Source organism: Actinomadura sp. (assembly GCF_044508335.1).
Taxonomy (GTDB): Bacteria; Actinomycetota; Actinomycetes; order Streptosporangiales; family Streptosporangiaceae; genus Spirillospora.
The window spans coordinates 45611-60628 of the sequence record NZ_JBIQHY010000032.1 but is presented as its reverse complement, the minus strand read 5'-3'; the positions used below and the strand labels follow the sequence as shown (position 1 = coordinate 60628).

Annotated in this window: 14 protein-coding genes; 8 read left to right on the top strand and 6 right to left on the bottom strand. The window is 73.3% G+C overall.

Going from position 1 to position 15018, the window contains the following annotated elements:
- Positions 1-110: 110 nt before the first annotated feature.
- Positions 111-1034 carry a DUF5996 family protein gene (locus ACIWVC_RS14305; protein ID WP_396445715.1) on the bottom strand — a complete coding sequence of 308 codons (924 nt, stop codon included), beginning with the start codon at positions 1032-1034 and terminating at the stop codon, positions 111-113.
- Positions 1035-1127: 93 nt separating this feature from the next.
- Between ACIWVC_RS14305 and ACIWVC_RS14300 the strand changes: the two genes are divergently transcribed.
- From ACIWVC_RS14300 to ACIWVC_RS14280, 5 genes are all read left to right on the top strand, one after another.
- Complete coding sequence (locus tag ACIWVC_RS14300; protein ID WP_396445714.1) at positions 1128-1493, top strand: DUF3054 domain-containing protein; 366 nt, start codon at positions 1128-1130, stop codon at positions 1491-1493.
- Positions 1494-1619: 126 nt separating this feature from the next.
- Positions 1620-3266, top strand: coding sequence for an AMP-binding protein (locus ACIWVC_RS14295; RefSeq protein WP_396445713.1), 1647 nt, complete (start codon positions 1620-1622; stop codon positions 3264-3266).
- A gap of 140 nt (positions 3267-3406) precedes the next feature.
- A complete protein-coding gene (locus tag ACIWVC_RS14290) occupies positions 3407-6397 on the top strand; it encodes an AMP-binding protein (RefSeq protein WP_396445712.1) in 2991 nt (996 codons plus the stop codon).
- 79 nt (positions 6398-6476) lie between these two features.
- Positions 6477-7832 (top strand): cytochrome P450, encoded by a 1356-nt coding sequence (locus tag ACIWVC_RS14285; RefSeq protein WP_396445711.1) that lies wholly within the window; start codon positions 6477-6479, stop codon positions 7830-7832.
- The gene (locus ACIWVC_RS14280; protein ID WP_396445710.1) at positions 7829-8638 is read left to right on the top strand and encodes an SDR family oxidoreductase; all 810 of its coding nucleotides are present in this window, start codon (positions 7829-7831) and stop codon (positions 8636-8638) included. Before ACIWVC_RS14285 ends, ACIWVC_RS14280 begins: the two co-directional genes overlap by 4 nt.
- A 17-nt stretch (positions 8639-8655) precedes the next feature.
- On the opposite strand, the gene ACIWVC_RS14275 is transcribed toward ACIWVC_RS14280, so the two are convergent.
- A complete protein-coding gene (locus ACIWVC_RS14275) occupies positions 8656-8805 on the bottom strand; it encodes a hypothetical protein (RefSeq protein WP_396445709.1) in 150 nt (49 codons plus the stop codon).
- Between ACIWVC_RS14275 and ACIWVC_RS14270 the strand changes: the two genes are divergently transcribed.
- Together ACIWVC_RS14270 and ACIWVC_RS14265 are read left to right on the top strand one after the other, a co-directional pair.
- Complete coding sequence (locus ACIWVC_RS14270) at positions 8804-9442, top strand: TetR/AcrR family transcriptional regulator (RefSeq protein WP_396445708.1); 639 nt, start codon at positions 8804-8806, stop codon at positions 9440-9442. The genes ACIWVC_RS14275 and ACIWVC_RS14270 overlap by 2 nt on opposite strands.
- Positions 9443-9538: 96 nt before the next feature.
- Positions 9539-11014 carry a carboxylesterase/lipase family protein gene (locus ACIWVC_RS14265; protein WP_396445707.1) on the top strand — a complete coding sequence of 492 codons (1476 nt, stop codon included), beginning with the start codon at positions 9539-9541 and terminating at the stop codon, positions 11012-11014.
- Here the strand turns inward: ACIWVC_RS14265 and lhgO are convergent.
- The 3 genes from lhgO to hisN all read right to left on the bottom strand — a co-directional run bounded on the left by lhgO (position 11011) and on the right by hisN (position 13410).
- Positions 11011-12198 carry an L-2-hydroxyglutarate oxidase gene (gene lhgO, locus ACIWVC_RS14260; protein WP_396445705.1) on the bottom strand — a complete coding sequence of 396 codons (1188 nt, stop codon included), beginning with the start codon at positions 12196-12198 and terminating at the stop codon, positions 11011-11013. The genes ACIWVC_RS14265 and lhgO overlap by 4 nt on opposite strands.
- A gap of 38 nt (positions 12199-12236) precedes the next feature.
- Positions 12237-12428 (bottom strand): hypothetical protein, encoded by a 192-nt coding sequence (locus tag ACIWVC_RS14255; RefSeq protein ID WP_396445704.1) that lies wholly within the window; start codon positions 12426-12428, stop codon positions 12237-12239.
- Positions 12429-12606: 178 nt separating this feature from the next.
- The gene (gene hisN, locus ACIWVC_RS14250; RefSeq protein ID WP_396445702.1) at positions 12607-13410 is read right to left on the bottom strand and encodes a histidinol-phosphatase; all 804 of its coding nucleotides are present in this window, start codon (positions 13408-13410) and stop codon (positions 12607-12609) included.
- A 134-nt stretch (positions 13411-13544) separates the two neighbouring features.
- Between hisN and ACIWVC_RS14245 the strand changes: the two genes are divergently transcribed.
- Positions 13545-14384: a hypothetical protein gene (locus tag ACIWVC_RS14245; protein WP_396445701.1), complete on the top strand. Its 840-nt coding sequence runs from the start codon at positions 13545-13547 to the stop codon at positions 14382-14384.
- On the opposite strand, the gene ACIWVC_RS14240 is transcribed toward ACIWVC_RS14245, so the two are convergent.
- On the bottom strand, positions 14381-15018 hold a 638-nt coding region (locus ACIWVC_RS14240), incomplete at its 5' end, for a hypothetical protein (protein ID WP_396454212.1). The genes ACIWVC_RS14245 and ACIWVC_RS14240 overlap by 4 nt on opposite strands.

Below are 15018 nucleotides of genomic sequence, written 5' to 3'. Positions count from 1 at the left end.
CGGGGCTCCGCCCCTGTCCCCCGTTGGGGCTCCGCCCCTCGCCCCCGTGCGGGGTTCGGATGGCGGTCTTCCTGCCTCTCCCTGCTCGCTGAGGTTTTTCGGGGGTGTGGTCATTCCTTCAGGGTGTTGAGTCTGGTGGGGGTGTCCTCCAGGGCGCCGCGGTCCCAGTTGGCGAGTTCTGCGGCTGCTTCGTAGGTGGTTTGCAGGAAGTCCGTGAGGGTCGCGTCCGGGTCCTCGGCGGTCGCCACGGCCTCGTAGGGGAGGACGAACTCTCCCATCTCGCTGCTGTAGAAGGCTTCCTTGGGGGCCACCGGATGGTCGGGGAAGCCTTCGGGCTCCGGGTAGGCGTAGGAGTAGAACGCTCCCTCCTCGCCACCGCCCGGCCAGAAGCCGGCGCTCGACAACTCGCCCGAATAGCCCTCCACCATCACCCAGTCCGGGCAGTTCGGCGCGCCGCCCGGGTGCTTCGGGGCGGGGCGGCCTGAGAACCTCGTGCACGCCAGGTCCATCGCACCCCAGAAGAAGTGCACCGGGCTCACCTTGCCGGTGAAGTGGGAGCGGAACTCGCCCAGGACCCGGTCCGCCTGGAGAAGCTGCCGCCAGAACAGGTGGGCGGCATCCGCGTCATACGAGGCGTTCTGGTGGTCCTCGGCGAACGGGATCGCTGGTTCCACCTCGTTCGGGCTGGCCTGGATCGGTGCCTCGATGTCCAGTTCGTGCAGGGCGGCCATGGTCTCGGCGTAGAAATCGGCCACCGACTTGGGCTCCAAGGCCACCGTGCGGGAGCCGCCGTCGCTGCTGCGGATGCGCAGCAGGTGCTCGACGAAGTCGAACTCGATGTCGAAGACGCCGTCCCGGTACGGGACCGCCGAGGTGGTCAGGCCCCTCGGGCTGACGTACAGCGTGACCTGCCACCAATGGTTGAGCAGCGGCGCATGGGCCAGCCGGACCTTCCCGACTATCTGCGCCCACATGTGCAGGGTTTCGCGGGTCGCCGTCCAGTCCGCCGCCCGCAACCGCGGCCAATCGTGCATCACGCCTCCACTCGGCTCGGTCGATGGATCCCATACCCTTCGTCTCGCAGTCCACCTGCCCCGGATGGGCGCGGGGGTGCATAGCCTGGTGATATGCGGAACTGGGTGGGTGCGGGGCTTGACGTCTGCTGGGTGCTCGTCTTCGTGGCCATCGGACGCGCTGCGCACGACGAGGCGGGCGGCTTGGCGGGATTCGCCGGCACCGCGTGGCCGTTCCTCGTCGGGCTCGCGGCCGGATGGGGCGGCCTGCGGGCCTGGCGTCGGGTCGACGCGCTCGTCCCGACCGGTGCGGGAGTCTGGGCGGCGACCGTCGCGGTGGGGATGCTGCTGCGGGCCCTGTCCGGGCAGGGTGTCGCGGTCGCGTTCACGGTCGTCGCCGCCCTGTTCCTCGGAGCCGGGCTGCTCGGGTGGCGCGCCGCCGGGCGGATGGCGGCACGGCGGACCGCCGTGGAGAAATGAACGTTTCCGTCAAATGACCGCCCGGTCTCTTTGACCGATCCAACCAGTTGACTACTGCGCGCCGGTCCTGGTGAAGTTACCCGCGAGTCACGTGGGTGACCGTGATCATGTTGAAGGGGAACACCGATGGCATCTGCGCTGCGCGCATGGCTGGAGAAGCCGAACACCGGACGCGGCGTGCACCTGGCGACGGACGACGGCGGCTGGGAGTTCCGCGACTACGGCGCGCTGGCGGCCGCCGCACGGCGCACCGCCGGGGCGCTGATCGAGGAGGGCGTCCGGCCCGGCGATGTCGTCTGCCTCATCCTGCCCACGGACTTCACCTGCATAGAGACGTACTACGGGGTGTGGGCCGCCGGGGCCACCGTCTGCCTGATCACGCCGCCGCTGTTCCAGGACGGCGACGACTACGTGGCGCACGTCGCGGCGATCCTGCGGCAGGCGTCGCCGGCGCTCGTCGTCGCCTCCAAGGACCTGAACGAGTACGCCGGGCGCGCCATGGACCAGGCCGGGCTGAGCGGTGAGCCGTGGCAGCCGTGCCAGGGCGCGGAGGCGGACGTGCAGCCCGCCGGCGAGCTGGCGCTGCTCCAGTTCACCTCCGGGTCCAGCGGCGCCCCGCGCGGCGTCATGGTCACCTGGGAGAACCTGGAGGCCAACAGCGAGCTGATCGCGCGGATGGCCGGGTACGAGGACGGCGACGTGGTGGCCACGTGGCTGCCGCTCTACCACGACATGGGGCTCATCGGGACGTTCATCACCCCGATCGCGCGGCAGGGGATGCTGCGGCTCATGCGGCCCGACCACTTCATCCGCGACCCGGCACGGTGGATCCGGTGCTTCGCCGAGGCCCAGCACACCGCGGCTCCGCCGTTCGCGTACGCCTACTGCGCGCGGCGGGTCAAGCCGGAGCAGCTCGAAGGGCTCGACCTGTCCGGGTGGAAGATGGCGCTGATCGGCGCCGAGCCGATCGACCCGCATGCGCTGGAGGTGTTCGCGCAGCTCGTCGAGCCGTTCGGGTTCTCCCGGGCGATGTTCAAGCCCGCCTACGGCATGGCCGAGACGACGCTGCTGGTCACCATGGACAACGAGCAGCGCGAACCCCTCGCCGTCCGGCCCGACCCCGAGGCGCTGTCGTTCGGGCGGCCGGTGCGCATCCTGGAGCAGCACCGGCTCGGACCCCGGTCGATCGGCGCCAAGGCCGGGTGGGTCGTCGGGTGCGGTACCCCGGAGGACGACGTCCCCGTCGCGATAGTCGACGACGACGGCAACGAGCTGGGCGAGGGCCTGCTCGGGGAGATCGTGGTCGGCGGCGCCTCGGCCTGTCCCGGGTACTACGCGGGCGCCGAGGCCAAGTCGACGCGGTTCATGGACGGGAAGGTCTACACCGGGGACGCGGGCTTCTTCTACGAGGGGCAGCTGTTCGTCCTCGGGCGGATGGGCGACAGCATCAAGGTCCGCGGCCGGTCCGTCTACGTCGAGGACCTCGAATCCAAGATCGCCGAGGTGAGCGGGCTCGGCAAGGGGCGCGTCGTGGTGGTCGGCGTGCCGGGGGCCGGGCGGAAGGGGCTCGCGCTGTTCGCCGAGACGCAGAGCGAGGAGTGGGTGCCGGCCGTGCGGGAGACGCTGCGGCGCCGCGTCGGGGACGACGTGGAGATCACGGTCGTCGTCGGGTCCGGGCTCATCCAGCGGACGTCCAGCGGCAAGCCGCGCCGCAGGTACATGTGGGAGCGGCTCCAGGCCGGTCGCATGGAGGGCGCGCGCGTCGTCGGCTGATTGCTTAAGCCGCTGATGACAGGACACCATGTCGTTGACTCTGCGAGAGGTCGACGATGCCGGCTGTTGCCAAGACGCTGTTCCGAGCCGTCCGAGGGGGGACGACCTCCCTCACCCCCCGATTCGGTTCGCTCGTTTCGGTGGGCGCCCGCCTGGGCTCCACCGCGCAGAACGCCCTGGAAGTCGCCCGGTTCGGGGGGTTCGACACCGACGAGGACGCCTCCCCGTGCGAGGTGGTGACCGAGCAGCGGGTGTACCGGCTGCGGCACTACTTCCCGGACGCGGCGGGCGGGCCCGTGATGCTGCTCGTCCCGCCGCTGATGATCACCGCGGAGGTGTACGACATCTCCTCGCGGGTCAGCGCGGTGAAGGTCCTGCACGACCTGGGCGTCGACCCGTGGGTCGTCGACTTCGGGGCGCCCGAGCGGGAGCCCGGCGGGCTCGAGCGGAACATCAGCGACCACGTGCTGGCCGTCAGCGACGCCGTCGACCGGATCCGCAAGGCGACCGGACGCGACGTCCACCTCGCCGGGTACTCGCAGGGCGGCATGTTCGTCTACCAGGCGGCCGCGTACCGGCGCAGCGACGGCATCGAGTCGATCGTGACGTTCGGCAGCCCGGCCGACACCAGCCGGGGGCTCCCGTTCGGGCTGCCCGGCTGGCTCGCGTCCGAGGGCGTCGAGCGGATCCCCGACCGGGTGCTCGGCGGCTTCGCCGTGCCCGGATGGGTCACCCGGCTCGGCTTCCAGGTCCTCAGCCCCGTCAAGTCGGTGCGGTCGCGGGTCGACTTCATCCTGCAGCTGCACGACCGGGAGCGGCTGGCGCAGAGGGAGCGGCAGCGGCGGTTCCTGGAGCGGGAGGGGTGGGTGTCGTGGCCCGGCCCCGCGCTCGCCGAGTTCCTCCGCCAGTTCATCCAGCACAACCGGATGCTCACCGGCGGCTTCGTCATCGGCGACCGGCTCGTGACGCTCGCCGACATCACCTGCCCCGTGCTCACGTTCGTCGGCGAGGTCGACGAGATCGCGCCGCCGCCGATGGTCCGCGGCATCAGGCGGGCGGCGCCGCGCGCCCAGGTGTACGAGGCGTCGCTCAGAGCCGGGCACTTCGGGCTCGTCGTGGGCGGCCTCGCGATCGCGCAGACCTGGCCCGCCGTCGCGTCGTGGGCGCTGTGGCGGGAGGGCGAGGACGAGCTGCCCGAGATCGTCGCCCCGGTCGCCGGGGACGAGGAGGCCGAGACCGCCGACCTGCCCGGCGGCCCCGCCGGGTACGGGCTCCAGCTCGCCGCGGGCATCGGGACGAGCGCCGCGCGGTCCGCGCTGCGGACGGCCGCGCGGGTCGCCCGCGGCAGCCGGCAGCTGACCGGGGAGGCCGCGCAGAACCTGCCGCGGCTGGCGCGGCTGGAGCGCATCCAGTCCGACACGCGCATGTCGATGGGGCTGCTCCTGGACGAGCAGGCCCGCCGCAGGCCCGGCGAGGTCTTCTTCCTGTACCAGGGGCGCGGGCACACCCACGACGCGGCCAGGCGGCGCATCGACGCCGTCGTGCGCGGGCTGATCCACATCGGCGTGCGGCACGGCGACGCGGTCGGCGTGCTGATGGGGACCCGGCCCACCGCGCTCGCCCTGGTCGCCGCGCTGAGCCGGCTCGGCGCCGTGGCGGTCCTGCTGCGCCCCGACGGGGACCCCGCGGCCGAGGCGCGGCTCAGCGGGATCACGCGGGTCATCGCCGACCCCGAGCACGCGGCGGAGGCCGCGAAACTGGACGGCGTCCAGGGGTACCTGCTCGGCGGCGCCGGGCGCGGCGACCGCGGGACGCTCATGGACATGGAGCGCATCGACCCCGCGCGGGTCGAGCTGCCCGGGTGGTACCGGCCCAACCCGGGGCGGGCCGGCGACCTCGCCTTCGTGGTGTTCCGGGGAGACGGCGAGCACCTGCGGGCCAGCCGGATCACGAACCGCAGATGGGCCCTGTCGGCGTTCGGGACCGCCTCGTCGGCCGCCCTGTCGCCGTCCGACACCGTCTACAGCATCACGCCGCTCCAGCACCCGTCCGCGCTGCTGATGAGCCTCGGCGGCGCCGTCGCCGGCGGGGCGCGGCTCGCACTGGCCGGCGGCTCCGCCGCGGTCCCCGGCGGGGAGCCGTCCCCCCACCGGGACATCGACCCGGAGGCCTTCTGGGACGAGGCGCGCCGCTACGGCGTGACCGTCGCGTCCTACACCTGGACGCTGCTGCGCGACCTCGTGAACGCGCCGCCGAACCCGGCCGAGCGGCACCACGCGATCCGGCTGTTCATCGGGTCCGGGATGCCGCGCGGGCTGTGGCGGCGGGTCGAGGAGCGGTTCGCGCCCGCGCGGGTGCTGGAGTTCTACGCCTCGACCGAGGGCGAGGCGGTGCTGGTCAACCTGAGCGGCAAGAAGCCCGGCTCGCTGGGCCGGCCGCTGCCCGGCAGCGCCGAGGTGCGGCTCGCCCGGTACGACCTGGAGAACGGGCGGCTCGCCGAAGGCCCCGACGGATTCGCGGTCCGCTGCGAGCCGGGGGAGATCGGCATGCTGCTCGCGCGGGTCCGGCCGTCGGCGGCCGGCTCCGCCTCGCGCGTCGTGCGGGGCGTGTTCCGGCCCGAGGACGCCTGGACGATCACCGGGGACCTGTTCCGCCGGGACGCCGACGGGGACTACTGGCTCGTCGGGCGGGAGGCCGAACTGATCGGCACCGCCGAGGGCATCGTCCCGCCCGGCCCGATCCGGGACGCGCTCGGCGACCTGCCGTACGTCGACACCGTCGCCGTCTACGGGATCCCCGCGGGGGATACCGAGCTGGCCGCCGCCGCCGTGAGCCTGCGGGACGCGGAGGAGACGGTCAAGGCGATCGACCTGACGGAGGCGCTGCTGCGGGTGGAGCCGGAGCTGCGCCCCGCGCTCGTCCGGGTCGTGGACGAGGTGCCCGTCACCGCCGGGCGGCGGCTGTGGACCGCCCCGCTGCGCGAGGAGGGCGTCCCCGCCGCCGGCGACGGGCTGACCTACTACCGCGACCGGTCGGGCGCGTACCGGCCGCTCACCGAGACCGCGCGGCGCCGGCTGCTGCGCGGCGCGGCGGCCCGCGAGACGCGCTCACGCGCAAGTCACCGGCGATAAGTCTGGACTTACGGGCGTCCGCTGCGTTAGAACAAAGCAACAGATTTCGCCTATTTGTTGCGCGCGTCCGGAGGGATCCATGACCAGCGTCCTCGCGCCGCCGCCGCAGGGCAGCGGCCTGAAACCGGTCCCCGGCGTGCCCGGTGTGCCCTACATCGGCAGCACGCTCGCGGTGATGCGCGACCCGATCGGCATGGCCAGGAAGCGGTACGAGCAGTACGGGCCGGTCGCCTGGGGCTGGCTGCTCGGGCAGCGCACCTGCACCGTCCAGGGGCCGGAGGCCGCCGAGGTCGTCCTGGTCAACCGGGACAAGGCGTTCGCGAGCGGGCCCGCGTGGAGCTACTACATCGGGCCGTTCTTCCGGCGCGGCATCATGCTGCTCGACTTCGAGGAGCACCTGCACCACCGCCGCATCATGCAGCAGGCGTTCACCCCGGCGCGGCTGCGCGCGTACATGGAGGCGATGGCGCCCGGCATCGTCCGGGGCGTCGAGTCGTGGCGGCCCGGCCCCGGCTTCAAGGTCTACGACAGCATCAAGCAGCTCACGCTCGACCTCGCCGTGGACGTGTTCATGGGCGTGCGACTGGACGACGCCGAGCGCGCGCGGGTCAACGGAGCGTTCATCGACGCCGTCCGGGCGGGGACGGCGTACGTGCGGTTCCCCGTCCCGGGGTTGCGCTGGCACAAGGGGCTGAAGGCCCGCAAGGCGCTGGAGGAGTTCTTCTACCGGCACCTGCCCGCCAAGCGCCGCGACGGCGGCGACGACCTGTTCGCCGCCCTCTGCGCGGCCGAGACCGACGACGGCGCGCGGTTCACCGACGAGGACGTCGTCAACCACATGATCTTCGCGCTGATGGCGGCGCACGACACGACCACCATCACGCTGACGACGATGGCCTACCACCTGGCCAAGTTCCCCGAATGGCAGGAGCGGCTGCGCGAGGAGTCGCTGAGCCTCGGCAAGGCGCAGCCCTCCTACGACGACCTCGGCTCCTTCACCGGCATCGACATGGTGATGAAGGAGTCGCTGCGCATCCTGCCGCCCGTCCCGGCGCTGCCCCGCAAGGTCGTCAAGGACACCTCCATCCTCGGCTACCACGTCCCGGCCGGCACGATGGTGGTGGTGCCGATGCTCAGCAACCACCACATGGCGCAGTGGTGGCCGGACCCGGAGCGGTTCGACCCCGGGCGGTTCTCCCCGGAACGCCGCGAGGACAGGGTCCACAAGTACGCGTGGGCCCCGTTCGGCGGCGGCGCGCACAAGTGCATCGGGCTGCACTTCGCCGGGATGCAGGTCAAAACGATCCTGCACCAGGTGCTCCAGCGCTACCGCTGGAGCGTCCCCGCGCGGTACGAATGGCCCCTGGACACCACGTCCCTCCCTTCGCCGAAGGACGGGCTTCCCGTCCGGCTCGAACCCCTGGAGCAGAAATGAGCAAGGTCGTCGCCATCACCGGAGCCGCGCGGGGGATCGGCCTCGCCACGGCCCGCGCCCTGAAGGCCAAGGGCGCCACCGTCGTCATCGGCGACATCGACGAGGCCGCCGTCAAGGACGCCGCCGAGTCGCTCGGCGTCACCGGCCTCGTGGTGGACGTCACGTCCCGCGAGTCGTTCACCGCGTTCCTCGACCGGGCCGAGGAGGCCGCCGGGCCGCTCGACGTCCTGATCAACAACGCCGGGATCATGCCGATCGGGCCGGTCACCGACGAGAGCGACGCCGACGCCCGCCGCTGCATCGACATCAACGTGCACGGCGTCATGCTCGGCACCAAGCTCGCCCTCGGCCGGATGCTGCCGCGCGAGTCGGGGCACGTCATCAACATCGCCTCGCTCGCGGGCGTCATGTTCACGCCCGGCCTCGCCCTCTACAACGCCAGCAAGGCCGCCGTCGTCGGGTTCACCGAGGCGACCCGGCTGGAGGTCCAGGACCGGGGCGTCCACGTCAGCGCCGTCCTGCCGACGTTCACCAACACCGAGCTGGTCGCCGGCACCCGCAGCCCCAAGGGGCAGAGGAACTGCGAGCCGGAGGAGATCGCCGCCGCCATCGTCGAGCTGATCGGCAGGCCGCGCCCGCAGGTCGCGGTGCCGAAGAAGCTCGGCACGCAGATCAAGCTGGGCGCGCTCCTCCCCGAGCGGTTCCGGCAGGCGACGTCCCGCCGGCTCGGGCTCGACAAGATCTTCCTGGAGTACGACCCCGACGCGCGCAAGGAGTACGACGCGCGCATCCGGTCCGGCGGCTGACCCCTCGGCCCCGCCGCTCAGCCCCGCCGCGCCTTCCGCGCCTTCCGGCAGGCGCGGCGGGCCTGCGGCAGGTGGCGGACGGCCTCGGGCAGCAGCGGCCGCACCCGGTTCCCCGCCCGGACCGCCGCCGCGAGCCGGACGCCGGATCCGGTTAGGGTGCTGGTCATGACGACGGACGCCACGGCCTCGGACGCGCTGCTGGCGCGGCTCGCCGCGCCGGACAGCGGTGCCGACGACCTCGACACCCGCATCCTGGACGCCGCGCTCGCGGAGTTCGAGACCTACGGGCTGCGCAGGGTCAGCGTCGAGGACGTCGCCAAGCGCGCGGGGGTCGCGCGCACCACCATCTACCGCCGGTTCAGCAACAAGGAGCAGCTGCTCCAGGCGGTGATCCTGCGGGAGTGCCACCGGTTCCTCACCGCGATCGCCGAGGCCACCGACGACCTCGAGTCGGCCGAGGACGCCGTCGTGGAGGGGTTCGTGGTCGGCCTGCGCAGCGCCCGCACGCACCCGCTGATGACGCGCGTCCTGGAGAGCGAGCCGGAGGCGTTCCTCCCGCAGCTCAGCATGAACGGCGGCGCGGTGATGATCGCCGCCCGCGACATCCTCGCCGACCGGCTGCGCCGCGCGCGCCCCGGCGACGCCGAGGACCACAACACCGTCGCGGAGGTGCTGCTGCGGCTCGCGGTGTCGCTGCTGCTGCTCCCGGGCGGCGGGCTGCGGCTGGACGACGAGGACGCGATCCGCGCGTTCGCCCGCGGCTACCTCACCCGCATGCTCCAGCCCGCGCCCGGGGGCGTGTAGAAGGCCGTGCGGAAGGAGGTGGAGCGGCGTTCCGCCGGCCGCCTCCGTCCCGTACGCTCGCCTCATTGAATCTCGTTCTAGAATCGGAGGCGGGGCATGGAGCCGGTCGTCGAGACGTCCTACGGGAAGGTGCGCGGCAGGACACGGGACGGCGTCACCGCCTTCCTCGGCATCCCCTACGCCGCGCCGCCGTTCGGGCCCGGCCGCTTCCGGGCGCCGCGCCCGCCCGAGCCGTGGGACGGCGTCCGCGACGCCTTCGAGTACGGGCCGACCGCGCCCAAGCCCGGCTACCCGCCGCCGTTCGCCGCGCTGCTGCCCGACCCCGTGATCCCCGGCGACGACTGCCTGAACCTGAACGTCTGGACGCCGGGCCTCACCGGCGCGGGAGGGGCGGGCCTGCCGGTCATGGTGTGGATCCACGGCGGCGCGTTCCGCAACGGGTCCGGCGCCGTGCCGGTCTACGACGGCCGCAACTTCGCCCGCGACGGCGTCGTCTGCGTGACGATCAACTACCGGCTCGGCGTGGAGGGCTTCGCCAACCTGCCCGGCGCCCCGCTCAACCGGGGGCTGCTCGACCAGATCGCCGCGCTGGAGTGGGTGCGCGACAACATCGCCGGATTCGGCGGCGACCCGGACGACGTCACCGTCTTCGGCGAGTCCGCGGGCGGGATGAGCGTCACCACGCTGCTCTCCCTCGACCTCGGGCTGTTCCGCCGCGCGATCGCGCAGAGCGGCGCCGGCGGCATCGCGCAGGACCCGGACGACGCAATGCTCGTCACCAGGGAGATGGCCGCCCGGCTCGGGATCGAGCCGACCGCGGAGGCGTTCGCCGCGCTCGACCCCGCCGCGATCATCCCCGCGCAGGCGTCCGTCGCCGCCGAGGTCTCGATGACGCCCGACCCCGTCCGCTGGGGCGCCACCACCGCGGCGGGCGGCATGTCCCTCACCCCGGTCCTGGACGGCGAGCTGATCACGCGCCGCCCCGAGGACGCCATCGCCGCCGGCGCCGGGCGCGACGTCGACCTCCTCATCGGCTACACCTCCGAGGAGTTCCGCTTCTTCCTGATGCCGACCGGCATCGCGGCCCAGGCCACCGACGAGGTCGTGGACTTCGTCGCCGGCGGCATGGGCGTCCCGTCCGGGCTGCCCGCCGCCTACCGCGACCGGCACCCCGGCATGGCGCCCGGCGAGCTGATGGCGACGATCATCACCGACCACCTGTTCCGCATCCCCGCGAACCGGGCCGCCGCCGGGCACACCGCGTCCGGCGGGCGCACCTGGATGTACGAGTTCGCGTGGCGGTCCCCGAACCACGGCCTCGGCGCCTGCCACGCCCTGGAGCTGGGCTTCGTGTTCGACAACCTGACCGCCGAGCCCGACGGGCTGACCGGGCCGAACCCGCCGCAGGCGCTCGCCGACCGGATGCACCGCCACTGGGTGCGGTTCGCCGCCACCGGCGACCCCGGCTGGACGCCCTTCGACCCGTCCACGCGGGCGGTGCGGCTGTTCGACGGGCCGTCCGACGCGACCGTCCACGACCCGCGCGGGGACGTCCGCAAGCTCTGGGACTAGAGCCGCTCGACGACGTGCTCGGCGATGGCGAGCGAGGACGTCGCCGCCGGGGACGGGGCGTTCCGGACGGTCACCACCGGGCCGACCCGCCCGATGCGGAAGTCGTCGACGAGCGACCCGTCGGGGTCCACCGCCTGCGCGCGGACCCCGGCGGGAGCCGCGACGACGTCCGCCGCCGCCAGCTCCGGGACGAAACCGCGCGCCTCGGCGACGAACGCGCGCTTGACCGCCGACCCCCACAGCTCCTTCGCGCCCGTCCGCCAGTGCCGCACCGCCAGGCGCCGGAAGCCCGGCCAGCGGATCGTCTCCCACAGGTCGGCCGGGCGGACGTCGCGGCGCCGGTACCCCTCCCTGGCCAGCGCCAGGACGGCGTTGGGGCCGACGTCCACGCCGCCGTCCACGCGGCGCGTGAAATGCACGCCGAGGAACGGGTAGCGGGGGTCGGGCACGGGGTAGATGAGGCCGCGGACCAGGCCGGTCCGCGACGGGACGAGCCGGTAGTACTCGCCCCGGAACGGGATGATCGCCGGAGCGGGCGAGTCGCCGGCGAGCCGCGCCACCCGGTCCGACTGGAGCCCGGCGCACACCACGAGCCTGTCGAACCGCAGCTCCTCGCTCGCCGACGCGACCGCCACGCCGTCGCCGGACCGCCCGATGCGGACGACCTCGAAGCCGAGCCGCACCTCTCCGCCGCCCTCGGCGACGTCCCCGGCGAGCGCGCGGGCGACCGCCGGGAAGTCCACGATCGCGGTGGTGGGGGAGTGCAGCGCGGCGACTCCGGCGGCGTGCGGCTCGATCTCCCGCAGCCCGCCGCCCGGCAGGCGCCGCAACCCCGGAACCCCGTTGGCCGCGGCGCGCCGCTCGATCTCGTCCAGCGCGGCCACCTCGGACGCGTCGCGGGCGACGACGACCTTGCCGCACTCAACGTAAGGGAGGTTCCGGTCGGTGCAGTATTCCTTGAGCAGCGCGATGCCGCGCCTGCACAGCGTCGCCTTCAGCGATCCCGGCGCGTAGTACAGGCCCGCGTGCGCGACGCCGCTGTTGCGGCCCGTCTGGTGGGCCGCGACGCGGTCCTCCTTGTCGAGGACCGTGACCGTCACGTCAGGGCGCGTCTCGGTCAGCCGGCGCGCGATGGCCAGCCCGAGGATCCCCGCGCCGACCACGCCGACCCGTGTCTCCGCCACACCCGCACCCTAGCGGGCGCCCGGAGACGCCCCGCGGGTCAGCTCCCGAGGCGCTTGCGCCCCTGCGCCCGCAGCCGCCTGCGCTGGGACGGGTCGAGCATCATGTACCCCACGAGGGGTGCGCCGATGACGCCGAGGATGATCAGCGCGCTCAGCCACCAGGGGAAGACGAACAGGGTCAGGAAGCCGACGACGACGCCGCCGATCACTAGCTTGGTCTGGGTCGACATCTGGTACCTCCGTTTACGGGCCGCCCATCCTGTACAACGGCCGTCCCGCGACCGCTGTTCCACGATATGTCGCGAGTCGCGCGGTTGGCCATGGGGATCGATCCCGCCTCGGGGTCGGTATGCCCGGCGCGGGACGATCGGATGCGCGCCGGACGCGCGGATCCTCAGATGCGGATCCTCAGATGCGGAGGGAGAGCTGGCCGCCGCCCAGGGTCCGCAGGACGTCGGCGTGCAGTCTGCCGTTCGTGCACACGACGCTGCCGCCGTCCGGGCCCGGCACGCCGGACAGGTCGGTGAACATCCCGCCGGCCTCCTCCACGATGACCTGGAGCGCGGCGAGGTCCCACAGCGACACCTCGGGCTCGGCGGAGATGTCGACCGCGCCCTCGGCGACCATCATGTGCGACCAGAAGTCGCCGAACGCCCGCGTCCGCCACACCGAGCGGGTCAGGTCGAGGAAGTGCGTGAGGCGCCCCTGCTCCTCCCAGCCGCTCAGGCTGGAGAACGACAGGGACGCGTCCGACAGGTCGCCGACCGACGACACGGTCATCCGGGCGGCGCGGGTGAGGCTGCGGCCCGTCCAGGCGCCGCCGCCCCGGGCTGCCCACCAGCGCCGGTTCAGGGCCGGCGCCGACACCACACCCACGACGATCTCGTCGTTCTCCATCAGCGCGATCAGCGTCGCCCACACCGGGACGCCGCGCACGAAGTTCTTCGTCGCGTCGATCGGGTCGATGATCCAGCAGCGGTTCCCGTACCCGGTCTTGCCGTACTCCTCGCCGAGCACCGCGTCGCGCGGGCGGGCCCGCTTCAGCGTGCCGCGGATCTGCTCCTCGACGCTGCGGTCGGCGTCGCTGACCGGCGTCAGGTCCGGCTTGGTCTCGATGGCCAGATCGAGGGCGCGGAAACGCCTGGTCGTGATGTCGTCGGCCCCGTCCGCCAGCACGTGCGCGAGACGCAGGTCATCGGAATAGCCCGCCACGGCGTGCAACGCTACCCTGATCACCGCCTGTCCAGACACACTTACCCGTGCCGATCCGGCTTTTCGGTCGGCCGGACGTGGCACGCCGGGCGCGAACGCCGGTGCCGCGGGACCGGCAGTGGCAGCATGGGGCCATGCCGCACGACCTTCCCGCGTGGGTGGCCGAGCTGACCGACCCGCGCCGGGCCGCGACGCTCGACGAGCTCGCCGACCGCCTCGTCCCGCTGGCCGAGCACGCCATCGACGTGTCCCGCCGATTGCAGGCGCAGCTCAACGAGCTCAACGACCCGTTCAAGCGCGAGGCGCTGTACGGCCGCGTGGAGCGGCTGAAGGCCCGGGTGGGCGAGGCCCTGGACGAGATCACGGCGGAGATCGCCGCGTCCGGGGAGGAGCGCATCGAGCGGGTCTGGGCCGAGCACGCCGGGCCCGGCGAGCACGGCGCCCGGGAGCGGGAGCTGCGCCGCCTGCTGGACCGCGACGTCGTCCCCGCGCTGTCCAGGCAGCAGCGGGACGTCGCCGAACGCGTCGCCCGGCGCACGTCGGAGGCCCTTGAGGAGGCGACGCAGACGCTGCTCACCCGGGTGGAGGAGCTGGCGAGGGCCGTCACCGACCTGATCCACGACGTGCTGCCGCTCGCCCGCGAGGGCCTGACGCTGGCCAGCCGCATCTCGGCCCTGTCCGGCCACGCCCGGAAGGCGGGCCGGGGGCCCGTCCCCGACGAGCTGCAGGACGCGGGCGCCGAGACGTCCCGCGCGTTCGACGAGGCCGTGGCGCGGCTGGAGCTGGAGTGGTCCGCGCTCGGCGCCCGGTCGGCGACCGTGCGGGCGGCGCTGCGCGGCGCGGAGGAGAGCGCGTTCAGCCACGTCACCGAGGAGATGACCCGGTGCGTGGAGGAACTCGCGCCCCGCCACCTCAAGGCCCTGAACGAGGCCGAGGCCAAGGCCCGCACCCTCTTCGAGGAGCCGCGCGGCTAGGACCTCATGGTCAGGCTCCGCAGGAACTGCTCGTAGTACTCGACGCTCTCGTCCCAGTGCGCCCGGTCCGTCGCCAGCAGGACCTGGTAGAGGACGCCGCCGGCCTCGAACACCCGCACCCGGGTACGGCCCGGCGTGCCGTTCTTGGTGAAGGTGAACTGCAGCTCGGCCGCCGGCGTGTACTTGTAGGGGACGCCCCGGTCGAATTTCTCCTGCTTGAAGTCGGGATAGGCGTCCTTGTCGTTCTTCATCTGGCCGATGGCGGACGCGAGCCCCTCCCCGGGGTTCTGGAAGGACGAGCCGAGACGCTGGAACGCCAGCCCCCGCGTGACCCCGTCCGCCGGGTCGGTGAACGTCACGTCGTCGCCCTCGGCGTCCTCTTTCCAGCCCTGGGGGACGGCGGCCGTGAACGAGGAGCCCTGGTAGAGGCGGTACCCCGGCGGCGCGGAGCCCCGCGCCGCCGGGGACGAGCCGGTCGCGGACGAGGACGCGCCCGGCCGGCTCCCCGGGGCGCCGTCGCCGGTCCGGGTGAACAGCACGACCGCGGCCACGGCGACGACCAGCGCGGCCGCGAAGATCCCGGCGGGCACGATCAGCTGCCACGGCACCCGCCGCGGCGCCGGGGGCGGGGGCG